Source organism: Bradyrhizobium sp. CB1015, from assembly GCF_025200925.1.
Taxonomy (GTDB): Bacteria; Pseudomonadota; Alphaproteobacteria; order Rhizobiales; family Xanthobacteraceae; genus Bradyrhizobium.
This window is the reverse complement of record NZ_CP104174.1, coordinates 8,060,509-8,084,831: the sequence shown is the minus strand read 5'-3', so window position 1 is coordinate 8,084,831 and position 24,323 is coordinate 8,060,509. Positions and strand designations below refer to the sequence as shown.

The 24,323-nt window shown below is 64.9% G+C and carries 28 protein-coding genes and 1 pseudogene; 17 read left to right on the top strand and 12 right to left on the bottom strand.

Annotation, left to right across the window (positions count from 1 at the left end; all coding sequences use genetic code 11):
- Positions 1 to 65: 65 nt before the first annotated feature.
- The 3 genes from N2604_RS37905 to tldD are packed head-to-tail and all read right to left on the bottom strand — an operon-like array spanning position 66 to position 2,844.
- On the bottom strand, positions 66 to 632 hold the full coding sequence (locus N2604_RS37905) for a nucleotidyltransferase family protein (RefSeq protein ID WP_260373008.1): 567 nt from the start codon (positions 630 to 632) through the stop codon (positions 66 to 68).
- Positions 633 to 643: 11 nt separating this feature from the next.
- Positions 644 to 1,420, bottom strand: a complete 777-nt coding sequence (gene lepB, locus N2604_RS37900; protein WP_260373007.1) for a signal peptidase I — start codon at positions 1,418 to 1,420, stop codon at positions 644 to 646.
- Positions 1,417 to 2,844, bottom strand: coding sequence for a metalloprotease TldD (gene tldD, locus N2604_RS37895; protein ID WP_260373006.1), 1,428 nt, complete (start codon positions 2,842 to 2,844; stop codon positions 1,417 to 1,419). The genes lepB and tldD overlap by 4 nt, the downstream gene beginning before the upstream one ends.
- A gap of 145 nt (positions 2,845 to 2,989) precedes the next feature.
- Here tldD and N2604_RS39495 point away from each other — a divergent pair.
- Positions 2,990 to 3,178, top strand: a pseudogene (locus N2604_RS39495) (DUF433 domain-containing protein); the annotation flags it as partial.
- A gap of 183 nt (positions 3,179 to 3,361) precedes the next feature.
- Here the strand turns inward: N2604_RS39495 and N2604_RS37885 are convergent.
- Positions 3,362 to 3,895: an invasion associated locus B family protein gene (locus tag N2604_RS37885; protein WP_260373005.1), complete on the bottom strand. Its 534-nt coding sequence runs from the start codon at positions 3,893 to 3,895 to the stop codon at positions 3,362 to 3,364.
- Between the two features lie 458 nt (positions 3,896 to 4,353).
- Here N2604_RS37885 and coxB point away from each other — a divergent pair, with 458 nt between their 5' ends.
- From coxB to N2604_RS37840, 9 genes are all read left to right on the top strand, one after another.
- On the top strand, positions 4,354 to 5,208 hold the full coding sequence (gene coxB, locus N2604_RS37880) for a cytochrome c oxidase subunit II (protein ID WP_260373004.1): 855 nt from the start codon (positions 4,354 to 4,356) through the stop codon (positions 5,206 to 5,208).
- 85 nt (positions 5,209 to 5,293) lie between these two features.
- Complete coding sequence (gene ctaD / locus N2604_RS37875; RefSeq protein ID WP_260373003.1) at positions 5,294 to 6,910, top strand: cytochrome c oxidase subunit I; 1,617 nt, start codon at positions 5,294 to 5,296, stop codon at positions 6,908 to 6,910.
- A gap of 60 nt (positions 6,911 to 6,970) precedes the next feature.
- A complete protein-coding gene (locus tag N2604_RS37870) occupies positions 6,971 to 7,915 on the top strand; it encodes a heme o synthase (RefSeq protein WP_260373002.1) in 945 nt (314 codons plus the stop codon).
- Complete coding sequence (locus N2604_RS37865) at positions 7,912 to 8,088, top strand: CoxF protein (protein WP_128923243.1); 177 nt, start codon at positions 7,912 to 7,914, stop codon at positions 8,086 to 8,088. The genes N2604_RS37870 and N2604_RS37865 overlap by 4 nt, the downstream gene beginning before the upstream one ends.
- 5 nt (positions 8,089 to 8,093) lie before the next feature.
- Complete coding sequence (locus N2604_RS37860; RefSeq protein WP_260373001.1) at positions 8,094 to 8,747, top strand: cytochrome c oxidase assembly protein; 654 nt, start codon at positions 8,094 to 8,096, stop codon at positions 8,745 to 8,747.
- 78 nt (positions 8,748 to 8,825) lie between these two features.
- A complete protein-coding gene (locus N2604_RS37855) occupies positions 8,826 to 9,722 on the top strand; it encodes a cytochrome c oxidase subunit 3 (protein ID WP_260373000.1) in 897 nt (298 codons plus the stop codon).
- 98 nt (positions 9,723 to 9,820) lie between these two features.
- Positions 9,821 to 10,222, top strand: a complete 402-nt coding sequence (locus tag N2604_RS37850; RefSeq protein ID WP_260372999.1) for a DUF983 domain-containing protein — start codon at positions 9,821 to 9,823, stop codon at positions 10,220 to 10,222.
- Positions 10,219 to 10,986, top strand: a complete 768-nt coding sequence (locus N2604_RS37845; protein ID WP_260372998.1) for an SURF1 family protein — start codon at positions 10,219 to 10,221, stop codon at positions 10,984 to 10,986. The genes N2604_RS37850 and N2604_RS37845 overlap by 4 nt, the downstream gene beginning before the upstream one ends.
- Before the next feature lie 109 nt (positions 10,987 to 11,095).
- A complete protein-coding gene (locus N2604_RS37840) occupies positions 11,096 to 11,461 on the top strand; it encodes a nuclear transport factor 2 family protein (protein ID WP_260372997.1) in 366 nt (121 codons plus the stop codon).
- A 1-nt stretch (position 11,462) separates the two neighbouring features.
- On the opposite strand, the gene N2604_RS37835 is transcribed toward N2604_RS37840, so the two are convergent.
- The gene (locus tag N2604_RS37835; RefSeq protein WP_260372996.1) at positions 11,463 to 12,803 is read right to left on the bottom strand and encodes a histidine kinase; all 1,341 of its coding nucleotides are present in this window, start codon (positions 12,801 to 12,803) and stop codon (positions 11,463 to 11,465) included.
- 86 nt (positions 12,804 to 12,889) lie between these two features.
- Between N2604_RS37835 and N2604_RS37830 the strand changes: the two genes are divergently transcribed.
- Entirely contained in the window at positions 12,890 to 13,534 is a 645-nt protein-coding gene (locus N2604_RS37830) for a response regulator transcription factor (protein WP_260372995.1), read from the top strand.
- Positions 13,535 to 13,679: 145 nt separating this feature from the next.
- Here N2604_RS37830 and N2604_RS37825 read toward each other — a convergent pair whose 3' ends face one another.
- Positions 13,680 to 13,928: a hypothetical protein gene (locus tag N2604_RS37825; RefSeq protein WP_260372994.1), complete on the bottom strand. Its 249-nt coding sequence runs from the start codon at positions 13,926 to 13,928 to the stop codon at positions 13,680 to 13,682.
- Positions 13,929 to 14,071: 143 nt separating this feature from the next.
- Between N2604_RS37825 and thrC the strand changes: the two genes are divergently transcribed.
- From thrC to N2604_RS37805, 4 genes are all read left to right on the top strand, one after another.
- Positions 14,072 to 15,490, top strand: a complete 1,419-nt coding sequence (thrC, locus tag N2604_RS37820; protein ID WP_260372993.1) for a threonine synthase — start codon at positions 14,072 to 14,074, stop codon at positions 15,488 to 15,490.
- Complete coding sequence (locus N2604_RS37815; protein WP_260372992.1) at positions 15,487 to 16,776, top strand: pitrilysin family protein; 1,290 nt, start codon at positions 15,487 to 15,489, stop codon at positions 16,774 to 16,776. The genes thrC and N2604_RS37815 overlap by 4 nt, the downstream gene beginning before the upstream one ends.
- Before the next feature lie 39 nt (positions 16,777 to 16,815).
- Positions 16,816 to 17,403, top strand: a complete 588-nt coding sequence (locus N2604_RS37810; protein ID WP_035996611.1) for a GNAT family N-acetyltransferase — start codon at positions 16,816 to 16,818, stop codon at positions 17,401 to 17,403.
- A 120-nt stretch (positions 17,404 to 17,523) separates the two neighbouring features.
- On the top strand, positions 17,524 to 18,174 hold the full coding sequence (locus N2604_RS37805; protein WP_260372991.1) for a hypothetical protein: 651 nt from the start codon (positions 17,524 to 17,526) through the stop codon (positions 18,172 to 18,174).
- A gap of 224 nt (positions 18,175 to 18,398) precedes the next feature.
- Here the strand turns inward: N2604_RS37805 and gspM are convergent, their stop codons facing one another.
- From gspM to N2604_RS37780, 5 genes are all read right to left on the bottom strand, one after another.
- Positions 18,399 to 18,884 (bottom strand): type II secretion system protein GspM, encoded by a 486-nt coding sequence (gene gspM / locus N2604_RS37800; protein ID WP_260372989.1) that lies wholly within the window; start codon positions 18,882 to 18,884, stop codon positions 18,399 to 18,401.
- Positions 18,885 to 18,890: 6 nt separating this feature from the next.
- A complete protein-coding gene (locus N2604_RS37795) occupies positions 18,891 to 19,457 on the bottom strand; it encodes a F0F1 ATP synthase subunit B (protein ID WP_260372988.1) in 567 nt (188 codons plus the stop codon).
- 62 nt (positions 19,458 to 19,519) lie between these two features.
- The gene (locus N2604_RS37790) at positions 19,520 to 19,747 is read right to left on the bottom strand and encodes a F0F1 ATP synthase subunit C (protein WP_018643436.1); all 228 of its coding nucleotides are present in this window, start codon (positions 19,745 to 19,747) and stop codon (positions 19,520 to 19,522) included.
- Positions 19,748 to 19,800: 53 nt separating this feature from the next.
- Positions 19,801 to 20,550 (bottom strand): F0F1 ATP synthase subunit A, encoded by a 750-nt coding sequence (locus N2604_RS37785; protein ID WP_172786054.1) that lies wholly within the window; start codon positions 20,548 to 20,550, stop codon positions 19,801 to 19,803.
- Between the two features lie 112 nt (positions 20,551 to 20,662).
- Positions 20,663 to 21,037 (bottom strand): AtpZ/AtpI family protein, encoded by a 375-nt coding sequence (locus N2604_RS37780; protein WP_260372987.1) that lies wholly within the window; start codon positions 21,035 to 21,037, stop codon positions 20,663 to 20,665.
- Between the two features lie 359 nt (positions 21,038 to 21,396).
- On the opposite strand from N2604_RS37780, the gene N2604_RS37775 reads away from it, so the two are divergent.
- Both N2604_RS37775 and N2604_RS37770 read left to right on the top strand, forming a co-directional pair.
- The gene (locus N2604_RS37775) at positions 21,397 to 21,912 is read left to right on the top strand and encodes a hypothetical protein (protein ID WP_260372986.1); all 516 of its coding nucleotides are present in this window, start codon (positions 21,397 to 21,399) and stop codon (positions 21,910 to 21,912) included.
- A gap of 139 nt (positions 21,913 to 22,051) precedes the next feature.
- A complete protein-coding gene (locus tag N2604_RS37770) occupies positions 22,052 to 22,525 on the top strand; it encodes a secondary thiamine-phosphate synthase enzyme YjbQ (RefSeq protein ID WP_260372985.1) in 474 nt (157 codons plus the stop codon).
- 120 nt (positions 22,526 to 22,645) lie between these two features.
- On the opposite strand, the gene N2604_RS37765 is transcribed toward N2604_RS37770, so the two are convergent.
- Complete coding sequence (locus tag N2604_RS37765) at positions 22,646 to 24,271, bottom strand: MFS transporter (protein WP_260372984.1); 1,626 nt, start codon at positions 24,269 to 24,271, stop codon at positions 22,646 to 22,648.
- Positions 24,272 to 24,323 lie beyond the last annotated feature (52 nt).

Genomic DNA, 24,323 nt, shown 5'->3' with positions numbered 1-24,323 from the left:
GCTTGGGTCCCGGCTCTGCGCCGCATCGTTTCACGATGCGGCCTGTCCGGGACACGTGAGGCACCTCACTCCGCCGCGATCACCGTGATCTCCGGCCACAGCGCCTTCCAGCGCTTCGCCTTCGCTTCGTAGTTCGCCGTGGAAAAATTCGGTCCTGGATTTGGCCGCGCGATCAGTGCCGCAATGTCGTCAAACCCGTGCGGGGCGTAGATCTCGTAGCCATTGTTTGCGCATCTCACGCCGACCTGCGTGTTCTGCGTGAGGAAGCGGTCGATGCCGTCGGTCGTACGACCAAGGGGCGGATAGGGCAGGCCGTGCTTGCCGGGATACCAAAGATGCACGCGCGCCTGGTTGCGGGTCTCGACCTTGACGCCGAGATGACCGAGCCGGTCAGATACATCCCGGATCACCGCATCCTCGGCCTCCCACGATGTGTCGGGATCGAAATAGAACACGTCGTAATCGGCGATGCCATGATCGATCGGGCGCCCCGTGAGCACGTTCCAAACCGTCTGCACCAGGCATCCCGACACCAGCCACGCATCCGGCAGCGCAAGCCGGTGCAGCTCGTCAAGGATCGCGGCGTTCACCGGATTGCGTAAGGCGAGCGCGAGGAATTCGTCCTTGCTCACCCTGCAACCAGTCAATGCACGGCGGTGAAGAACCGCGCCAGCCTGAATCCGGACAGCCAGGTCCACACCGGCTGGCTACGCATGCCGAGATCCCAGGAGCCGACCACTGCGTCCGCACGGCCGATCAGATTGTCGATCGGCAACAGGCCGACGCCGCCGGAGCGCAGCGGCACGCGGCTGTCGGCCGAATTGTCGCGGTTGTCGCCGAGCACAAACAGGTGCCCGGCCGGCACCGTCACCTCGGACGTGTTGTCGAGCGGACCGCTGTCGCGCATCTTGAAGATCAGATGCGAGACGCCGTTCGGCAGCGTCTCGACATAGCGATAGGCGGGCTCGCTGCCGCCATGGTCGTCCTCGGCGGCGCCGACGCCATCGGGCTTCAACTCGGCGGGACGGTCGTTGATGAAGAGCTGGCCCTGCCGCATCTGGATGCGGTCGCCGGGCAGCCCTACGACGCGCTTGACCCAGGCCTGCGAGCGATCGCCGGGCCAGCGGAACACGACGACGTCGCCGAGCTTCGGCATCTCCGCGAACACGCGGCCGCTCTCGGGCAGGCTGATCTGAATCGGCAGCGACGAGGTGCCGTAGCCATAGGGGAATTTCGAGGCGAGCAGCGCATCGCCGATCAGAAGCGTCGGCTCCATCGAGCCCGACGGCACGTAGAACGGCTCGGCGAGCGCGCCCTTGGCGATGAAGACCGCGGCGACGATGCCGGCGAGCTGCACGAGTTGGCCACCCCAGCCGCTGCTTTTCCGCTTCGGGGTGACCGTTGCCTTCTCGATGCTCATGCGCCCGTTCCACCCACCGTGATGCGCTCCATCAGCAGCGACGGCTGGCCGACGCCGACAGGCACGCCCTGGCCGTTCTTGCCGCAGGTGCCGATGCCGGTATCGAGCGCAAGGTCGTTGCCGATCATGCGGATGCGATGCAGGTCGGTCGGCCCGTTGCCGATCAGCATGGCGCCTTTCAGGGGCGCTCCGATCTTGCCATTCTCGATCTTGTAGGCCTCGGTGCACTGGAACACGTACTTGCCCGAGGTGATGTCGACCTGGCCGCCGCCAAAATTCGCGGCGAACACGCCGTTCTTCACCGAGGCGATGATCTCGGCCGGGTCGCGGTCGCCCGCGAGCATGTAGGTGTTGGTCATGCGCGGCATCGGCACATGGGCATAACCCTGGCGGCGGCCGTTGCCGGTCGGCTTCATGTTCATCAGTCGTGCGTTCTGGCGGTCCTGCATGTAGCCGACCAGGATGCCGTCCTCGATCAGCACGGTGCGATTGGTCGGCGTGCCCTCGTCGTCGATCGACAGCGAGCCACGCCTTGAGGCGATCGTGCCGTCGTCGACCACGGTGACGCCCTTGGCCGCGACCTGCTGGCCCATCAGGCCGGCAAATGCCGAGGTCTTCTTGCGGTTGAAGTCGCCCTCGAGGCCATGGCCCACCGCTTCATGCAGCATCACGCCGGGCCAGCCGGCGCCCAGCACGACGTCCATCTCGCCGGCCGGGGCCGGAACCGATTCCAGATTGACCAGCGCCTCGCGCAGCGCGCCGTCGGCGGCCTCGCGCCAGGACCTCGTCTCGATGAATTCGGCGTAGCCGGCGCGGCCGCCATAGCCCTTGCTGCCGCTCTCCTGGCGATCACCCTGGCCGGCGACGACGGAGATGTTGACGCGCACCAGCGGACGGATGTCGCGATAGCTCTCGCCGTCGGGCCGCAGGATCTCGACGACCTGCCAGGTCGCGCCCAGGCTGACGCTGACCTGCCGCACCCGCGGATCCTTGTCGCGCAGGTAAGCGTCGATCTCGGCGAGCAGCTTGACCTTGGTCTCGAAGCCCGGCGCATCGAGCGGATTGTCGTCGCCATAGAGCCGCACATTGGTGTGTGGTGGCGGAGCGGCAAAGCTGCCGGAGTAACCGCCGCGCACGGCGGCGACGGCATCGGCGGCGCGAATCAGCGCCGGCAGCGACACGTCCGAGGAATGCGCGTAGCCGACCGCATCATCCTTGACCGCCCGCAAGCCAAAACCTTGCGAGGTGTCATAGGTCGCCTGCTTCAGCCGCCCGTTGTCGAACATCAGCGCTTCGGTCTGGCTGTATTCCAGGAACAGTTCGCCGTCGTCAGCGCCGGAAAGCCCGCGCGCGACCTCGTGGCGAACCTGGTCGCGGTCGAGATTGGCACGGTCGAGCAGGGAGGTCGTGGCAGGATTGGTCATGCGTCCGTCCATTAGCGGAAGATGTGGGGCAAGATAATGGTTTCGGACCGGTTCCGCGAGGGGCGGGCCGTCACATTACGGAAACGATAGGATTGGCTGGGTGCCGGCATAGCTGCGCCGCATCGGTCGATGCTACAATGTCCTGATGAGCCAGCGCGATGTCATCTCGGTCGAGCCGGGTAAGCGCGGAGGGAGACCTTGTCTCCACCATATGCGGATCGCTGTGTCGGATGTGCTCGGTTGGTTGGCTGCCGGTCAGACTCAAGCACAAATCCTCGATGATTTTCCGGAGTTGGTCGAGGACGACATCAGAGCGTGTCTGGCTTTCGTCGCTGGGGACCAGGTGGTTGAGCCGCTGGCGAATAACAATCCATCACCGTCATCCCGAGCCTCGAAGGACGACGGTCCGGCTGGCAGCTCGGCCGTTCATCCTTCGAGGCTCGCACGGCAGCGCGACCGCGCTGCCGAACTCGCGCCTCAGGATGACGGGACTGAGAACATGCGCCGGATACCGCCCCTACGGCAGCTTGTCATAACCCTCGCCGAGCCCGTTCAGGCTGAGCGGGAAGCCGATGCCTTCTTCGGGGGTCTCGAAGATGATGAAGGTCGCGGTCTTGGCGCTGCGGAGCTGGCCGAGCAGCTTGTCCTCCAGCACGACCTCGGCGACGCAGCCGTTGGGCAGGCAGCGGACGAAGCCGGCGCGGCCGACGTCCTGATTGTCGAGCTTGAGCCCGAGGCCGGAGGGCAACAGGACCCCGAGCGGGGCTACCACGCGCATCAGCCGGCTCTTCTGGTCGGCGGTCTTGAGTACGATCACCGTCAGCCCGGCATTGGAGCGGTCTTCGGCCACCACGCTCTGGATCAGGGCGCATTGCTCGGTCTGCGCGCCCGGCGGGGTGTCGCAGCGGATCTGCCAGTCGCCATGAACGGAGCGCACCGCGCCCTGCGCATGGGCAAGCCCCGGAAGCGCCAGCGGGACGATCGCAGCCACGAGGGCGGCGAGCGCCGGGAGGCCGTTCGCCGGCCTTGCCATCGATCTCGAAAGCCCCATCGGGTCGGTCCCTCTGCTCGCCTGGGTTGCTCGCGCTTGGCGGACTGATCTGGCGGACTGATACGGAATGACGGCGTCTTGAAGGCGATTCCCAAGCAAATTCCGCGCCGCCCACGCCGCCATGGCCCGCACGAATCAGGTCCCTGCGTGGCTGACTGCCAGTGCCTACCGCGGGCAATTCCGCTGTCAAGCCGCAGCGTCCCGGGAAACGGTATTTTTGTCTGATCTTACTGGGAAATATCTTGCCGGTGATGGCTGGCAGGCGGGGCTCAAGACTGCATTGCGATAGATCAAGAATTATGGTTTGAGAGGCTTGATTTCGCGTTCTAGCGATCTGGCCCCAATTCCTCTTAGAGGTATTCTTGCGTGGCGGTTTGTCGGACTGGCGGATCGAATAAGCGTTTCCCGGAAACAGGGGAATGCACTTGGGGTGATTTCGGAAGGGGAGCGCGAACGACATGAGGATGTCGATGGGTCGGGTGGGCCGGCAATTGCTGGGATTGGCCACCATCGCCTTGGTGGCGGCTGGCGTCACGCTGGCGACGGGTGGTGCGGCATTGGCCGAACTCGGGCAGCCGGCGCCGTGGGAGTGGACGCTCCAGCAGTCCGGTTCCCCGGTGATGGACAACATCGTCTGGTTCCACAACTTCCTCTTCGTGCTGATCACCCTGATCACGCTGTTCGTTCTGGCGCTGCTCGTGATCGTGGTCGTCAAGTTCAACGCGAAGGCCAATCCGGTGCCGTCGCGGACCACCCACAACACGCTGATCGAGGTGGCCTGGACCCTCGTTCCGGTGCTGATCCTGGTCGGCATCTCGGTGCCGTCGTTCCGGCTTCTGTTCCTGGAGCTCGACGTGCCGAAGGCGGATCTGACCATCAAGGCGACCGGCAAGCAGTGGTACTGGTCCTATGCCTATCCGGACAACGGCAAGTTCGAGTTCGACTCGCTGATGGCGCAGGACAAGCAGCCCCGCCTGCTCGGCGTCGACAACGAGATGGTGGTGCCGGTCAACAAGGTGATTCGTGTCCAGACCACCGGCGCCGACGTGATCCACGCCTTTGCGGTGCCGGCTTTCGGCATCAAGATCGACGCCATCCCGGGCCGGCTGAACGAGACCTGGTTCAAGGCCACCAAGACCGGCATGTACTACGGTCAGTGCTCGGAACTGTGCGGCAAGGACCACGCTTTCATGCCGATCGCCGTGCGTGTGGTGAGCGACCAGGAATTCGCCTCCTGGGTCGAGACGGCGAAGAAAAAATATGCGAGCGGCGGCACCAGCACCTACGCCTCCGCGGCCGGCCCGACGCAGTAAGCGTCGGGTGACGGCTTGAGGGACTGAAAGCGATAAAGGGCGGGACCTCCAAAGGTCCGAACGGGACGCAAGGCAGGATTTGAAAATGGCAACGAGCGCAGCGGCACACGGCGATCACGCGCATCATGACGAGCATGCCCATCCGACCGGATGGCGGCGCTACGTCTATTCGACCAACCACAAGGACATCGGCACGATGTACCTGGTGTTCGCGGTCATCGCCGGCATCATCGGTGCGGCGATGTCGATCGCGATCCGGGCCGAGCTGATGTATCCGGGCGTGCAGGTCTTCCACGAGGCCCACACCTACAACGTGTTCGTGACCTCGCACGGCCTGATCATGATCTTCTTCATGGTCATGCCCGCGATGATCGGCGGCTTCGGCAATTGGTTCGTGCCGCTGATGATCGGCGCGCCCGACATGGCCTTCCCGCGCATGAACAACATCTCGTTCTGGCTGCTGCCGGCCTCGTTCGCGCTGCTCTTGATGTCGACCTTCGTCGAGGGCGAGCCGGGCTCCAATGGCGTCGGGGCGGGCTGGACCATCTACGCACCGCTGTCGACCTCGGGCCATCCCGGCCCGGCAGTCGACTTCGCGATCCTGTCGCTGCATCTGGCGGGCGCCTCGTCGATTCTCGGCGCCATCAACTTCATCACCACGATCTTCAACATGCGCGCGCCGGGCATGACCCTGCACAAGATGCCGCTGTTCGTGTGGTCGATCCTGGTGACGGTGTTCCTGCTGCTGTTGTCGCTGCCCGTGCTCGCCGGTGCGATCACCATGCTGCTCACCGACCGCAATTTCGGCACGACCTTCTTCGCGCCCGACGGCGGCGGCGACCCCGTGCTGTTTCAGCATCTGTTCTGGTTCTTCGGTCACCCCGAGGTCTACATCCTGATCCTGCCCGGCTTCGGCATGATCAGCCAGATCGTCTCGACCTTCTCGCGCAAGCCCGTGTTCGGCTATCTCGGCATGGCCTACGCCATGGTCGCGATCGGCGGCATCGGCTTCGTGGTGTGGGCGCACCACATGTACACGGTCGGCATGTCCTCGGCGACGCAGGCCTATTTCGTCGCCGCGACGATGGTCATCGCGGTTCCGACCGGCGTGAAGATCTTTTCCTGGGTCGCCACGATGTGGGGCGGCTCGATCGAATTCCGCGCCCCGATGATCTGGGCGGTGGGCTTCATCTTCCTGTTCACGATCGGCGGCGTCACCGGCGTCGTGCTGGCGAACGCGGGTGTCGATCGCGTGCTCCAGGAGACCTACTACGTCGTCGCGCACTTCCATTACGTGCTGTCGCTCGGCGCGGTGTTCGCGATCTTCGCGGGCTGGTACTACTGGTTCCCGAAGATGTCGGGCTACATGTACAATGAAGGGCTCGCCAAGCTGCACTTCTGGGTCACCTTCGTCGGCGTCAACCTGGTCTTCTTCCCGCAGCACTTCCTCGGCCTGTCGGGCATGCCGCGCCGCTACGTCGATTATCCCGATGCCTTCGCGGGCTGGAACCTGGTCTCGTCGGTCGGCTCCTACATCTCCGGCTTCGGCGTGCTGATCTTCCTCTACTGCGTGCTCGACGCCTACATGAAGAAGGTGCCGGCGGGCGACAATCCGTGGGGTGCCGGCGCGACCACGCTGGAGTGGACGCTGTCCTCGCCCCCGCCCTTCCATCAGTTCGAAGTGCTGCCCCGCGTGCAGTAAGCAATCCCCCGCGGCGCCGTGATGGGCGCCGCGGCGCTATAACGAAGCGAGTAGATCTAAGTGTCCGTCCTCGACCACAACGCCATCGACATCAATCCCCGCATCTCCGAAGCGGGGGTTGGCGACTATCTCGCGCTGCTCAAGCCGCGGGTCATGTCGCTGGTGATCTTCACCGCGCTGGTCGGAATGGCGATGGCGCCGGGGCATTTCCACCCCGTGCTGGCGATCACCTCGCTGCTCTGCATCGCCGTCGGCGCCGGTGCCTCCGGTGCGCTCAACATGGCGCTCGAAGGCGACATCGACGCCAAGATGTCGCGCACGGCGAACCGGCCGATCCCGCGCGGCCGCATTACCCGCCCCGAGGCGATGGCGTTCGGCACGACGCTCGCCTTCTTTTCGGTGATGACGCTCGGCATCCTCGTCAACTGGATCGCGGGCGCGCTGCTCGCCTTCACCATCTTCTTCTACGTCGTGATCTACACGATGTGGCTGAAGCGCTGGACCGCGCAGAACATCGTGATCGGCGGTGCCGCCGGTGCGCTGCCGCCGGTGGTGGCCTGGGCCGCGGTGACGGGCACGGTCGACGTCGAGCCGCTGCTGCTGTTCGCCATCATCTTCTTCTGGACCCCGCCGCATTTCTGGGCGCTGGCGCTGTTCCGCTCCGACGACTATGCGCGCGCCGGCATCCCGATGCTGCCGAACGTTGCCGGCCCCGACGCGACGCGCCTGCAGATCCTGCTCTATACCATCGTGCTGATCGCGGTCGCCGCCGCGCCCTGGGCGCTCGGCTATTTCGATGCCGTCTACGGCGTGGCCTCGCTGATTCTCGGTGCCGGCATGCTGGTGCTCGCCATCAACGTCTATCTGCGCCGCGAGCGCAGCCAATCGTTGCGCGCGACCCGCAAGCTGTTTGCCTTCTCGATCCTCTATCTGTTCGCGCTGTTCGCGACCCTGCTGGCCGAGGTCGTGTATCGGGCGCTTGCTCCGATGGTTGGGGGCGCATGATCACTGCGATGGCCGACAAACGCGAGCCAGAAGGAATCGTCCTCACCGAGGCGCAGCAGAAGAGCCGCCGTCAGCGCTCCATCGCCATCGCTTTGGCGCTCGGCGTGCTCGTGGTGCTGTTCTTCGCCGTCACCATGGTCAAGGGGCCGGCAGTGCTAGTGCGGCCGATGTAGGAAACATGGATCACGAGCGGACCATATCGCAGGACGTCAGCGCCAAGCCGGGCCGTCGTAAGCCGGGCAAGAGCCGCGGGCTGGGTCGCGATGTGGTGGTTGCTTCGATCTGCGGCGGTGTGGTCGCGCTGATGGTCGGCGCCTCCTACGCGGCGGTGCCGTTCTACAATTGGTTCTGCCGCGCCACCGGCTTCAACGGCACGACGCAGGTGGCGACCTCTGCGCCGGCCACCGGCCCGATCGCGCGGAAGATCTCGGTGCGCTTCGATTCCAACGTCGCGCCCGGCCTGCCCTGGAAGTTCGAGCCGGAGCAGAGCGAGATCGAGGTCAATATCGGCCAGGTCGTGACGGTCTTCTACACGGTGACCAACCAGGCGGCGCGCGTCACTGCGGGCCAGGCCGCCTACAACGTCGCGCCGCTGACGGTCGGCGCCTATTTCCAGAAGATCAACTGCTTCTGCTTCACCGAGCAGACCATGGCGCCCGGTGAGAAGCGCGAGATGCCGGTCGTGTTCTACGTCGATCCGTCGATTGCCGAGGACCGCGAGAACGACGGGCTGAACACGATCACGCTGTCCTACACGTTCTATCCGGTGAAGGATCCGGTGGTGAAGCCGCTGGCATCGGGCGAGGGCGACAAGCGCAAGGGAAATCTTTGACCGCAGGGCTCACGCTCGAGCGGACGGACACAAGGGGATAAGTGCCTGACAGGCACGGGATTGAGGAGAGAGACGGAAATGGCCACGGCGCACACCAAGCATCACGACTATCACCTGGTCGATCCCTCTCCCTGGCCGGCGGTCGGCTCGCTCTCGGCTTTCATCATGGCGGTCGGCGCGATCGCCTGGATGCACCACATGTTCTCCGCGGCGCCGATCGTGTTTGGCGTCGGCACCGTGGGCGTGCTCTATACCATGGCGAGCTGGTGGGGCGACGTGATCAAGGAAGCCCAGTACAAGGGCGACCACACCCGCGTCGTGCAGCTGCATCACCGCTACGGCATGATCCTGTTCATCGCCTCCGAGGTGATGTTCTTCGTCGCCTGGTTCTGGGCCTATTTCAACGCGGCGCTGTTTCCGGCCGATGCCGTCCACGCCACCCGTGACGCCGTGTTCGGCTGCGGCCTCGGCACGCAGCCCGGTGCTTGTGCGGTCCCCGGCACCTGGCCGCCGAAGGGGATCGAGACCTTCGATCCCTGGCATCTGCCCCTGCTGAACACGCTGATCCTGCTCACGTCAGGCACCACCGTGACCTGGGCGCACCACGCGCTGCTCGAGAACGACCGCCAGGGCCTGAAATACGGCCTGATCCTCACCGTCTTGCTCGGCGCGCTCTTCACCTGCGTGCAGGCCTATGAATACAGCCACGCGGCGTTCTCCTTCGCCGGCAACGTCTACGGCGCGACCTTCTTCATGGCGACCGGCTTCCACGGCTTCCACGTGCTGGTCGGCACCGTCTTCCTGCTGGTCTGCCTGTTCCGCGCCTATGCCGGCCACTTCACGCCGAAGCAGCATCTCGGCTTCGAGTTCGCTGCCTGGTACTGGCATTTCGTCGACGTGGTCTGGCTGTTCCTGTTCCTCTGCATCTACGTCTGGGGACGCGGCGCCGAGACCATGGCTCACGCCGCGCACTGAGCCGTATCGAAGCGATCAGGAAGGGCGGCCGCAGGGCCGCCCTTTCGTTTTCCGACCGCCGGAAGTTTTCGTCGGAAACTGTGATAGAGTCCGCCATCATGAACGACAGTGCCGGCACACCCCAGTCCGAAACCACCGTCCTGCAAAGCGCGCTGCGCGGGCTTGCCTGCAGATGCCCGCGCTGCGGCCAGGGCAAGCTTTACGCGGGCTTTCTGACGCTCGCGCCCGCATGCGACCGCTGCGGGCTCGACTATTCCTTCATCGATACCGGCGACGGTCCGGCGATCTTCATCATCATGCTGGCCGGCGGCATCGTCGTCGCGTGCGCACTCATCGTCGAGGTCAAATACCAGCCGCCATACTGGCTGCATGCCGTGCTCTGGCTGCCGCTGATCCTCGCCACCACGCTGTTGCCGCTGCGCTCGATGAAATCGCTGCTGATCGCGCTGCAATTCCACCACAAGGCGGCGCCGGGCCGGTTGGTCGATCGCGCGAAATGAACGAGCCTGCGTCGCGCAAGGCCCACCTGGCCGGCTTCGCGCTGTTCACGCTGTTCCTGACGGCTGTGTTCGTCGCGCTCGGTGTCTGGCAGTTGCAGCGCCGCACAGCCAAGCATGAGCTGATTGCGGCACTCACGGAGCGGCTTGCGGCCGCGCCCGTCGCGCTGCCGTCGTCCGCGCAATGGGCCGCGCTCAATCCTGCCCGCGATGAATTCCGCCGCGTCAGCTTCACCGCGACTTACGCAGCCCTGCCCGATGCGATGGTCTATTCCTCCGGCTCGGCGGTGCGCAAGGACGCCTCCGGCCCGGGCACCTGGGCGTTCCTGCCGGCGAGGCTCCCCGGCGGCGAGACGCTCGTGATCGACGCCGGCTTCGTCGAGAACACCATGCAGGACCGCGGCGTCGAGGATCGCGCGGTGAAGAAGCTCGTCACGGGCGAACCGGTGTCGCTCACCGGCTATCTGCGCTTTCCCGAGGCGCCAAGCTGGCTGACTCCGGCGGAGAATCGCGACAAGCGGCTCTGGTTCGTGCGCGATCATCTGGCAATCGCAAGGGCGCTCGGCTGGGGCACGGTTGCGCCGTTCTATATCGATCTCGAGCAGCCCGCGCCGGCGAACGGCATTCCGCGTCCAGGCCCGCTCGAGGTGAATCTCAAGGACGACCATCTGCAATACGCGATCACCTGGTTCACGCTCGCGGGCGCAGTGTTGATCGCATTCGCGGTCTGGTTGCGAGGAAGATGGCAAAGTTCCGTCACTCCGTAGATTTCCTGATAGGGAACCCGGAATTGCCCGGTCTTTATTATTCAGCCGACATTCACGAGTGTGATCCTAAGCCGCCTTCAGGATTTCTCGCGGCAGACAGGGTTTCGGCGTGAGCGATTTTGATCAGATGGCAATTGTCGTCGACTGGGTGGATGCCTGTCGGAGAGGGGATCTTGCAACGCTGCTCGACCTCTATGCCGACGATGCCGAGCTCGAATGCACGTGCAACGGCACGGAACGCTATCGCGGCCGGAGCGAGATCGAGGCCTACTGGCAGCCGCGACTCAGCGCCTTCTCGTTGGCAGGCTTCGGGCTGGAAGAGATCCATCCCGCGTCCCAGGGCGTCGATCTCGAATATTCCGTCGCCGGCGCGCTGCGCATTCAGGCCTCGTTCCGCTTCAGCCCGGATGGCAAGATCCGCAGCACGCTTTGCGAGCCGGCGCGACAGAATGCGCATCATGGCTGCGCGTGCTGAATTAGCCTGGTGATGGTACGTCCCGCACCGTCTCCACCGGAAGGCGGCAGCGTACGTAAGTTCGCTCGTCCACGCGCAACAGCGACAGCGACCCGCTGAGCGCGCGCACGCGCTCTTGCATGCCGGTCAGGCCCCGGCCGAGCACATTGCCCGCAGGAAAACCGCCGCCGTCGTCGGAGATCTCGATCACGAGCGTCTTGTCGGCGACCATCGCCTGCACATGGGCGTTGCCGGCGTTGGCATGTCGCAGCACGTTGGTCAGTGCCTCCTGGATCAGCCGATAGACGGTCTGCGCCAGCGGCCCGGCGATCCCGCTGAGATCGGGATCAATCGCGTCCGTCAGGACGATATGCGGTGCCTGCTTGCGAAAATTCCGGAGCAGCGTCTGCACGCTGCTCGAGAGGCCGAGTTCCTCGATATAGAGCGGCCGCAGCCGGTCGAGGATGCGGCGGTTGGTCTGCTGCAGTGCCTCGACCGACTGCAGCAGGTCCTGTGCCGAATTGCCGAGATGTCCCGTTGGCTCGGAGGCATCGGTCAGCGCGATCGTGCCGGCGCGGATGCTGAACAGCAGGGGGCCGAGCTCGTCGTGCAGTTCGCGGGCGAGATCGCGCCGTTCGTCATCCTGGAGCGACACCAGGCGGTGCATCAGATTGCGATTGTCCTGGCTCAATTGCGCCAGCGTTGCAGCCAGCGCGTTCGCCTCCTCGCAGCCTTGCCGGATTTCCGGCGGGCCCCCGACCGGTATAGGCTTGGTGTAGTCGCCCCGTCCTATTCGCGTGAGACCTTCGCCGAGATCTTGCAGGGGGCGCAGCACAGATCCCGACAAGACGTGGGCAATCGTGCCGGTAAGAACCATCAGCGCGGCGAGGAGGCTGGCGAGCGCAAGAAAGCCGATCCATTTCTCGAACAGATCGGCCGACATGTCCTGCAGGAATACGATGTCGCCGACGCGCCTGCCGTCGATCGTCACCGGAAATGCCGTATCCATCTCGGGGACGGCGAGAAGGTCGATGAACCATTGCGGCACGCCATGCGGCTTGCGCAGGTCGCCCTTCGGTGGTGGCGCGGGACCTGCTTCCACGGTGCGGAATTGGATGTCGGAGGAGGTGTCCAAAGAATGGACAAAGGCGTCGAGGGTCTGCCGTGGATTGTCCGACGCGCTCAAGGCGTTGTTGAGCGCGGCGGCGACCGCCTCCGTCGAGCGCCTTCGCGGCTCGTTCTCCTCCGCCAATTGGCCCGTCGCGAAAACCTGGAGCAGTACGCCGCCCAGGATCAGCGCCGCGAGAAAACCGGCGCCGAGCGGGAGAAACAATTGCGTCCGGAACGAAAGTCGTTGCCACATTAGGTCGATTCTAACGCGTATCGGCGGGATTTGCTCTTTCCATTTATTCCCGGCGGTCTATGAGTCGAAAAACAAGAGAGTGCGCGATGCAAGATACCGCCAAGCTGGCGACAAGGGTCCTGATCGTCGACGACCACCCCGTGGTGCTGTCCGGCTGCCGCACCCTGTTCGCATCCGACCATTCAATCCGCATTGACGAGGCGTCCGACGCCAAATCCGGGCATCGCGCCTATGTCAGCAAGCGGCCCGACGTCACCGTGATCGACATCAGCCTGCCCGACGTCTCCGGCTTCGAGCTGATGCGACGCATCCGCAAGGACGATCCCGACGCCAAGATCATCATGTTCAGCATGAACGACGATCCGGCCTTCGTGGTGCGGGCTGTCGAGCTTGGGGCGCAGGGCTATGTCTCCAAGGGCGACGATCCCAGGATCCTGCTGAAAGCGGTGCGCAAGGTGGTGGCGGGCGACAATTTCATCTCGCCGCAGCTTGCGGAAGCCGTGACGTTTTCCGGCGCGGCGATCAAGGCCAATCCGGCCTCGCAGATGACGCCGCGGGAGCTCGAAATTCTCCGCCTGCTTGGACGCGGCGACAAGATCGTCGAGGTCGCCGAGGCGCTCGGCATCTCCTACAAGACGGTCGCCAACACCACGTCCCTGCTCAAGCAGAAGCTGGGCGCCAAGAACCACTCCGACCTGATCCGGATCGCCGTGGAAATCGGGATGAGCTGACCTTTGTCAGCGACCGAACCGGCTGCTCCAGGATGCAGCGGTTCGGCCGACGGATCGATGCCGCCGTTGGCCGGGCAATGCGTGGACAACGGGCTGACACCCATCCGCCGACATAATGGACCGAGGCTGTATTCGTTCCCTCGGCTCATTCGGGAAAAAGCGGAATTACTGCAGAGATTTGGCTGTGGTTGCGCAGGCCGAGCCGAGTCGGGTCGGGAAAAGTAGGAACAATTTCGAGCCGTGCGGGGTTTTGGCTCTTGACGACTTCGTGACAGGCGACGAAAGCTTGCCGGAACAGTTTTGAGGTCGACGACCCCAACGAAGCAAACCGGTCTGCACACAACGACAGACCTTCCAAGAGAAGGGCTGCGGCAATGCCGCAGCCCTTTTTCATTGGGCGAAGGGTCGGCCGGAAGCGGTTTCCCGATGCAGCAAAACACTCTATGGTGGCTCAAAGCCTCTGGCTGTTGGAAAGTAATTACGTAAAATCAAAGGCTTAAGGGGCGAGCTTCGGCCGGCCGGCCTTTGGAGGGCAGTTTGACTCGTTATATCTCGACCCGGGGCGAAGCCCCCGAACTCGGCTTCTGTGACGTGATGCTGACCGGCCTTGCCCGCGACGGCGGCCTGTATGTGCCGGCGGTGTGGCCACAGCTTCCGAGCGAGACGATCGCCGGCTTCTTCGGCCGCCCCTATTGGGAGGTCGCGGTCGACGTGATTCGTCCCTTCGCCGGCGGCGAGATTTCGGACGCCGAGCTCGGGCGCATGGCGAACGAGGCCTATGCCACTTTCCGCCATCCTGCGGTGGTGCCGCTGCGCCAGATGTCGCCGCATCAGTTCGTGCTGGAGCTGTTCCACGGTCCGACGCTCGCCTTCAAGGACGTGGCGATGCAGCTGATCTCGCGGCTGATGGACCATGTGCTCGAAAAGCGCGGCGAGCGCACCACCATCGTGGTCGCGACGTCAGGCGATACTGGCGGCGCCGCGGTCGAAGCCTTTGCGGGCCTCGAGAACGTCGATCTCATCGTGCTGTTTCCGCACGGCCGCATCTCCGAGGTGCAGCAGCGGATGATGACGACGACGGGCGCGGCCAACGTCCATGCGCTCGCCATCGAAGGCACCTTCGACGACTGCCAGGCGCTCGTGAAAGGGATGTTCAACAACCATCGCTTCCGCGATGCGACCTCGCTCTCCGGCGTCAATTCCATCAACTGGGCGCGCATCGTCGCCCAGGTGGTCTACTATTTCACCTCTGCCGTCGCGGTCGGTGCGCCGGCGCGCGCGGTCGATTTCGTCGTCCCGACCGGCAATTTCGGCGACATCTTCGCCGGCTACGTCGCCAAGCGCATGGGGCTGCCGGTGCGCACCCTGCGCATCGCCGCCAACGTCAACGACATCCTGGCGCGCACGCTGAAGACCGGTATCTACGAGGTGCGCGAGGTGCACGCGACGGCATCGCCGTCGATGGACATCCAGATATCCTCGAACTTCGAACGGCTGCTGTTCGAGGCCGGCCGGCGTGATGCCGCCGGCGTGCGCCGCCTGATGGAACAGCTGAAGCAGTCCGGGCGCTTCGTGTTGCCCGATGCGACACTCGCCGCGATCCGCGAGGAGTTCGATGCCGGGCGCGCCGACGAGACCGAGACTGCGGCTGCGATTCGCGCCGCCTGGCGCGAAGCAGGCGAGCTGGTCGATCCCCATACGGCGGTGGCGCTCGCCGTCGCGGACCGCGACACCACCGATACGAGGGTGCCGAGCATCGTGCTCTCCACCGCGCATCCGGCCAAATTTCCCGACGCCGTCGAGGCGGCCTGCGGCCAGCGGCCGCAACTGCCCGCCTGGCTCGACGGTTTGATGACCAAATCCGAACACATGAGGGTGATGAAGAACGATCAGGCCGAGGTCGAGCGGTTCGTGCTGTCCGCCAGCCGCGCCGCAAAGCAGGGAGTTGCCGGATGAGCGTCGAGATGACCAAGCTTGCCTCCGGCCTCACCGTCGTCACCGACGAGATGCCCCACCTCGAGACGGCGGCGCTCGGCGTCTGGGCCGGCGTCGGCGGACGCGACGAGAAGCCGAACGAGCACGGCATCTCGCATCTCTTGGAGCACATGGCGTTCAAGGGCACGACCAAGCGCTCCTCGCGCGAGATCGTCGAGGAGATCGAGGCGGTCGGCGGCGACCTCAATGCCGGCACCTCGACCGAGACCACGTCCTATTATGCGCGGGTGCTGAAGGGCGACGTGCCGCTCGCGCTCGACGTGCTCGCCGACATCCTCGCCAATCCCGCCTTCGAGCCGGACGAGCTGGAGCGCGAGAAAAACGTCATCGTGCAGGAGATCGGTGCCGCGCAGGACACGCCCGACGACGTCGTGTTCGAGCATCTGAACGAGCTCTGCTATCCCGAACAGCCGATGGGCCGTTCGCTGCTCGGCACCGCCAAGACGCTGCGCGCCTTCAACCGCGACATGCTGCGCGGCTATCTCTCGACGCATTATCGCGGGCCCGACATGGTGGTGGCGGTGGCCGGCGCGGTCGACCACAGCCAAGTCGTCGCCGAGGTCGAAAAGCGTTTTGCGAGCTTCGACGGGACGCCGGGGCCGAAGCCGCAGGCCGCTCAGTTCGGCCAGGGCGGCACCAAGGTGGTGCATCGCGAGCTCGAGCAGGCGCACCTGACGCTGGCGCTCGAAGGCGTGCCGCAGGCCGATCCGTCGCTGTTCTCGCTCCAGGTCTTCACCAACATCCTCGGCGGCGGAATGTCGTCGCGCCTGTTCCAGGAGGTGCGCGAGAAACGCGGCCTCTGCTACTCCATCTACACCTTCCACGCGCCCTACACCGACACCGGCTTCTTCGGCCTCTATACCGGGACCGATCCCGCCGACGCTCCGGAGATGATGGAGGTCGTGGTCGACATCATGAACGATTCGGTGGAGACTCTGACCGAGGCAGAGATCGCCCGGGCCAAGGCGCAGATGAAGGCGGGTCTGCTGATGGCGCTGGAGAGCTGCTCCTCCCGCGCCGAGCAGCTCGCCCGGCATGTGCTGGCCTATGGGCGGCCGCAGACGGTGCAGGAACTGGTTGCCCGGATCGATGCCGTCAGCATCGAATCGACGCGGGACGCGGCCCGTGCGCTGCTGTCGCGCAGCCGGCCAGCGGTTGTCGCATTGGGCAGCGGCAGGGGTCTGGACACGGCGGTGTCTTTTGCGGAAGGATTGACCCGGGCGCGCGCCAAGGCGCGGCTGCATTAGGAGCCGCGCGCGGGCTGCCTCGCCCCGGGAAGCATCACCATGGCCCTCTTTCGCCTGCCATCCAGTGGACCCGCCGCCCTCGCGCCGCGCGGCAACGGGCTGCTCCTGCGCGCGCCGCAAATGTCCGACTTCCTGCAATGGGCTCATTTGCGCGAAACCAGCCGCGACTATCTGACGCCTTGGGAGCCGATCTGGCCGTCTGACGATCTCACCCGGTCCGGCTTCCGCCGCCGCCTGCGCCGCTATGCCGAGGACATCGCCGCGGACCGCTCCTATCCCTTTCTGATCTTCCGCGAGCTCGACGGCGCCCTGGTCGGGGGCATCACGCTCGCCAATGTCCGGCGTGGCATCGTGCAGGCCGGTACTATCGGCTATTGGGTCGGCCAGCCCTATGCCCATCGCGGCTACATGACGGCCGCACTGCGGGTGCTGCTGCCGACGCTGTTCGGCGAACTCAATCTGCACCGGGTCGAGGCCGCCTGCATCCCGACCAATGCGCCGTCGATCCGGGTGCTGGAGAAGTGCGGCTTCTCGCGCGAGGGCCTGGCGCGCCGCTATCTCTGCATCAACGGGGTCTGGCAGGATCACCTGCTGTTCGGCCTGCTGCACGAGGATTTCCGCGGCTGAGCGGCCATTCGTGCGGCCGAGTCCCCCCCTTTTGCTGCCTTGGGTTCGCCGATTTTGGCGATATAACCGCATGCCCCGGCCGGCGAGCGGCCGGGCAATTGTCATGGAGTACGGGCGTCGATGGTGCAGGAGCTTCGGTCATCGCGGAATGCGTTGCGACTGGGAACGGGGATCGCGCTGGCGTTGTCGGTTGCGCTGGCGTCTGTCTCGCCTGTGGCGGCGCAGTCATTGACCGACCGTTTCAAGAGCCTGTTCGGCGGCAAGTCCGACGAGCCGGCAGAGCCGAAGCCGGCGCCTGTGCCCGGGCAGCCGGCCGAAGACGACCTCGATTGCCCGCAGGTCACGGTGCGCGCGGGGGCCTCGACCTACGCGGTCGGCGCCAGCGGCAAGCCGGCCGTCGGCAATGACATCCGCTTCCAGGCCTCGATCACCAAGATGGCGCGCGAATGCTCCCGCAGCAGCGCTGGCATCACGGCCCGGATCGGCATCCAGGGCCGCGTCATCGCCGGTCCCGCCGGTGCGCCTGCCTCCGTCGAGGTGCCGCTGCGTATCGCCGTCGTGCAGGGCGGCGTCGGCGAGAAGGTGATTGCCTCGAAAGCCTACCGGACCACGGTCGCGATGTCGGAAGGCGGCAGCGTGCCCTTCACCTTCGTCGCCGAGGATCTGGCCTATCCGACGCCAGCGCCCGCCGTCGCCGATTCCTACATCTTCTATGTCGGCTTCGACCCGCAGGCGCTGTCGCCGGAGCCGAAGGGGCGGAAGAAGAAGTAGCCTAAAGGTTCGTGCCCCGGACGCAGCGCAGCGCTCCCGGGGATGCGAAGCATCGTCCGGTGCGGTGCGCTGCGGAGCCGGGGCCTATGCGCTGCGAACAGCTGGGTCCCGGCTCTGCGTCGCGTCATTACATGCCGCGCCGCGTCCGGGACATGAGGGCCTTTCAGCCAACAAAAAAGCCGGCGCTCATCGCGCCGGCTTTTTGATTGGTGAAGGCAAATCCCTCAGTTCAGCTTCTGCCTGACTTCGTTGATGCCCTTGGCGAGCAGGTCGTCGGCGACCTGGCCCTTGACCGACTGCGACAGGATCGTCGAGGCGGCCTGGACGGCGGCTTCCGCGGCTGCGGCGCGGACATCGGCCAGAGCCTGGGCCTCGGCCAGCGCGATCTTGCTCTCCGCGGTCTTGGTGCGGCGGGCGACGAAGTCTTCCATCTTCGCCTTGGCGTCGGCGGCGATGCGCTCGGCTTCGGCCCTGGCGTTGGCGATGATGTCGGCGGCCTCGCGCTCGGCCGTGGCACTGCGCGCCTTGTAGTCGGCGAGCACCTTGGCCGCCTCCTGCTTGAGGCGCGCGGCGTCGTCGAGCTCGGCCTTGATGCGGGCGGCGCGATGATCGAGCGCGGTCATCGCCGACTTGAAGACGCCGAGATAGCCGAACACGACCATCAGGATCACGAAGGCGACGGCGACCCAGGTTTCAGGATCGAAGAACATCTTTGGCTAACCCTTCAAGGACGCGTCAACGGCGGCATTGACCGAGGCGGCATCCGGAATCACGCCGGTGAGCTGCTGCACGATCTGGCCTGCCGCGTCGGCCGCGATGCCGCGGACGTTGCTCATGGCGGCCGTGCGGGTCGAGGCGATGGTCTTCTCCGCCTCGGCGAGCTTGGCCGCCAGCTGCTCTTCCAAAGCCTTGCGTTCGGCGTCCGCCTGCGCATTCGCCTTGTCGCGGGATTCGTTGCCGATCGCCTGCGCCCGCGAACGCGCCGAAGCGAGCTCGCTTTCATAGGCCTTCAGCGCCGCCTCGGACTGATCCTTCAGCTTCTGCGCTTCGGCGAGGTCACCCTCGATCTTGTTCTGACGCGCTTCGATCGCACCGCCGACCTTCGGCAGAGCGAGCTTGGACACGATCACGTAAAGCAGGACGAAGAAGATCGCGAGCGACACCAGCTGCGAAGCAAAGGTGCTGCTCTCGAACGGCGGAAAGCCGCCGCTGTGATGACCGCCATCGGCTTCGGTGTGGGCACCCGCCGCCGGTCCTTTTGCCCCGCCATGACTCTCGGCCATGGAGTACTCCTGTTGCTGTCACGCGCCGCTTCGGATGAAGCGGCGCGAAAGAAGTCGTTCCTTTAGAAAACGAACAGCAGAAGCAGCGCGATCAGCAGCGAGAAGATGCCGAGCGCTTCGGTCACGGCGAAGCCGAAGATCAGGTTGCCGAACTGGCCCTGAGCGGCCGACGGGTTGCGAACGGCTGCGGCGAGGTAGTTGCCGAAGATCACGCCCACGCCGACGCCCGCACCGCCCATGCCGATGCACGCGATGCCCGCGCCGATAAGTTTTGCTGCTGCCGGATCCATTTTAGACTCCTTGGAAGAAAGATTGCGTTGTGGGTGGAAATTCCCCGGACCGCTCAGTGTCCCGGATGAATGGCGTCGTTGAGGTAGATGCAGGTCAGGATCGCGAACACGTAGGCCTGCAGGAACGCGACCAGGATCTCGAGAGCGTACAGCGCGACCGTGAGCGCCAGCGGCAGCACGCCGCCGACCCAGCCGATGGCGCCGAGCGAGAAGCCGAGCATGGCGACGAAGCCCGCGAACACCTTCAGCGCGATATGGCCGGCCAGCATGTTGGCGAACAGACGAATGCTGTGCGAGACCGGCCGCAGGAAGAACGACAGGACCTCGATGAACATGACCAGCGGCAGGACGTAGCCGGGGACGCCGTGGGGAACGAAGATCTTGAAGAACTTCACGCCGTTCTTGGCGACGCCGTAGATCAGCACGGTGAAGAAGACCAGCAGCGCCAGCCCGGCGGTGACGATCAGGTGGCTCGAGACCGTGAAGGTGTAGGGGATGATGCCGACCAGGTTCGAGACGCAGATGAACATGAACAGCGAGAAGATCAGCGGGAAGAACTTCATGCCTTCCGCGCCGGCCGTCGAACGGATGGTCGAGGCGACGAACTCGTAGGAGATCTCGGCGACCGACTGCAGGCGCCCGGGAACCAGCTGCGAGCCGCTGGCAAGCATCAGGATCGAGATGATCGCGACCGCGACCAGCATGTAGAGCGACGAATTGGTGAAGGCGATCGTGTGATTGCCGATATGGCCGAGGGTGAAGAGAGGCTCGATGTTGAACTGGTGGATCGGATCGATTTTCATCAGCGCGGCATCTCTTGGTCTGCCGGGCATGCCGGCGGGTCTCGGTCTGCCGGCCGGGCCGGCCCGTACCGGCGAGGCCGGTACGATCATTCCTCTCCTGGTGGGACCAGCCTTAAGAACCACCGCGCCTGTTTTGACCCGCGCCTGCCGATCTCACCACGTTCACCACGCCGGCGACGAAGCCCAGCAGCAGGAACACGATGAATCCGAAAGGCGACGTCGACAGCAAACGGTCGAACCCCCAGCCAATCCCCGCTCCGACAGCGACACCGGCGACCAACTCGGAGGATAACCGAAAACCAAGCGCCATCGCCGAGGCTCTGGCCGCTTTGTCTCCATCGTCACCTGCGGGTTGCTCGGTCTTGGCCCGGCGGTCGCGAAATTCGGACAACCGCTGATCAAGATTTCCGAGCCGATCGGAAAGCGCGGCTTCCTCGGACGATCTATCGCGATCTCCATTCTCACCGTGTCCCGTGTTCTGTGCCATGCGACAAAGACCCGAAACGCTGCGGCCAAATGGAAATTACGCCCGCCACCCTCAAAAGCCGCGCGGACCATACTGATGGCCCATAATCAAGTCAAGCCAAGTCACGATTGCGTCGCTTTCGATTATGTCTTTGATTTACTTGACGATATTGTCGCACGCAGCAGCGCTGCACACAGCGTGACGCCGCACCGCAGCAGGTCTGCTCACGATCGGCGGATGCAGCCGTGCTTTCGCCGCGCTGATGGGATCAAAGCAGCCGCCGCGTTCGTTGATTCCAGGGGCAGGTTTTTGGCGGCGGATTGCCGGCTGGGGGTGTAGAATTGCACTGCAGCCGCAGCACCGCCGGGGCGGAGACAACGATGAGACCTGCGACGTCATCCACGACATCATGGCTCGCGGCGGCGGTCGCGGTGATGGTCGTCAGCGGCGGCCTCGTGGCCGCGCAATCCGCGCCCGACGGCGAAAATGGCCGCTACAGCATGACGCCCATCCCCGAGGGCGTGCTGCGGCTCGACACGCGCACCGGCACGGTCTCGACCTGCATGAAGAACGGCGCCGGCTGGGCCTGCTACGCGGTGCCCGACGAGCGGACCGCACTCGACGCCGAGATCGGCAGGCTTCAGGCCGAGGTCGAGAGACTGAAGGCACAGCTCGCGGCGGGGCCGACAGTGTCGGGCAAGATCGACGAGGCGATGCCGAAATCCGATCCGCTCAAGAAGGCCGAGCCCAAGGTCGCCGAGGGCGAGCGCAAGATCGAGATCCCGCTGCCGAGTGACCAGGACCTCGATCGCGTGATGTCGTTCCTGGAAAAGGCCTGGCGGCGGCTGATCGATATGGCCAACCGCGTGCAGAAAGACGTGTCGGGGAAGATTTGACGCGTGACGAGCTGCCGTAGGATGGGCAAAGGCGCAAAGCGCCGTGCCCACCACCTTGACATCGTCACGCGAAAGGGTGGGCACGCTCCGCTTTGCCCACCCGACGGCAACTACCGCAGTGTTCGATCAATCACCCTCCATGACATCAGCCAGATCCGTCACACGCTCCGCACCATCGTCGGTCCAGGCAACCACCGTCACATCGTCGCTGCTCACCGTGCACACGCCTGGCCGCGGCTTCACCGATCTGACCAGCGAGGCCGCAAAATTCATCGCCGAGGCGCACGCAGGTGAGGGTGCATTGACGCTGTTCATCCGCCACACCTCGGCTTCGCTGACGATCCAGGAGAACGCCGACCCCTCCGTGCTGGTCGACCTCACCACGGTCCTGTCACGGCTCGCACCGGAGAACGCCGGGTGGACTCATGACACCGAGGGACCCGACGACATGCCGGCCCACATCAAGACTATGCTGACGCAGACCTCGCTCCAGGTTCCGGTCCTGAACGGCAGGCTCGCGCTCGGCACGTGGCAGGCGATCTATCTGATCGAGCATCGCAGCCGTCCGCACCGCCGTGAGATCGTGCTGCAGTTCATCGGCAGCAATCGGTAGAGCGTTTTCGAGCGAAGTGGGTGCCGGTGCGCGTGAAGAAAACGCGTCCAAGCAAGGAGCGCACAAAGCAAAACCGGCCGCGGAGACCGCGGCCGGTTCGTGTTGTCGATTGCTGCCTCGTCAGGTCGCCTTGATGTCGACGTCCTTGGTCTCGGGCAGGAACAGGAAGCCGATCACCACGGTGATCGAGGCGAAGATGATCGGGTACCAGAGACCGGCATAGATGTCGCCGGTCGAGGCCACGATGGCGAAGGCGGTGGCGGGCAGGAGGCCGCCGAACCAGCCGTTGCCGATGTGGTAGGGCAGCGACATCGAGGTGTAGCGGATGCGGGTCGGGAACAATTCGACCAGCATCGCCGCAATCGGGCCGTACACCATGGTGACGAACACGACCAGGATGAACAGCAGACCGATGATGGCCGCCACCTGCGGACGGAAGATGTCGAACGGATTCGACATCTTCACGATGCCGGCGTCACCCGCCTTGGGATAGCCGGCCGCCTGCACCGCGGCGAGAACCGCCGGGTTGCTGTCCTTGGCGTTGGTGTAGGGCACGTCCTTGCCATTGACCACGACCTTCACGCCCGAGCCGGCCGGACCCGGCGTCGTCGCGTACTTGACCGACGATTGCGACAGGTAGGCGCGCGCGGTGTCGCAAGGCGCAGTGAAGACGCGGGTGCCGACCGGGTTGAACAGATCGCCGCAACCGGCGGGATCGGCCACCACCTCGACCTTGACCGACTCGATCGCCTTTTCCAGCGCCGGGTTGGCGTTGGAGGTGATCATCTTGAAGATCGGGAAGAAGGTCAGCGCCGCGATCAGGCAGCCGCCGAGGATGATCGGCTTGCGGCCGATCTTGTCGGAGAGCATGCCGAACACGATGAAGAAGCCGGTGCCGAGCAGCAGCGACCATGCGATCAGCAGGTTGGCGGTATAGCCGTCGACCTTCAGGATCGATTGCAGGAAGAACAGCGCGTAGAACTGGCCGGTGTACCAGACCACGCCCTGGCCCATCACGCCGCCGAGCAGGGCGAGCAGCACGAGCTTGCCGTTCTGCCAGTTGCCGAAGGCCTCCGTCAGCGGCGCCTTCGAGCCCTTCCCTTCCTCCTTCATCTTCTGGAAGATCGGCGATTCGTTGAGGCGAAGCCGGATCCAGACCGAGATGCCGAGCAGCAGCACCGACACCAGGAACGGAATGCGCCAGCCCCAGGCCGCGAAGTCGGCTTCGCCGGTCGCGGTACGGGTGAACAGAATCACCAGCAGCGACAGGAACAGGCCGAGCGTCGCCGTGGTCTGGATGAACGAGGTGTAGTAGCCGCGCTTGCCGTGCGGAGCATGCTCCGCGACGTAGGTCGCCGCACCGCCATATTCGCCGCCGAGCGCCAGGCCCTGGGCGAGACGCAGCGCGATCAGAATGATCGGAGCCGCGATGCCGATGGTCGCCGCGTTGGGCAGGAGGCCGACGATGAAGGTCGACAGACCCATGATCAGGATGGTGACCAGGAAGGTGTATTTGCGGCCGACGATGTCGCCGATGCGGCCGAACACGATCGCGCCGAATGGCCGCACCAGGAAGCCCGCGGCAAACGCCAGCAGCGCGAAGATGTCGCGGGTTGCCGGCGGATAGGCCGAGAAGAACTGCACGCCGATGATCGAGGCGAGCGAACCGTAGAGATAGAAGTCGTACCACTCGAAGACGGTACCGAGCGAGGAGGCGAGAATGACGAACCGTTCGTCCTTCGTCATCCCTCCCGCGCCTGCTTGAGACACAGCCATTGTCGACATGTTTGAGTCGCTC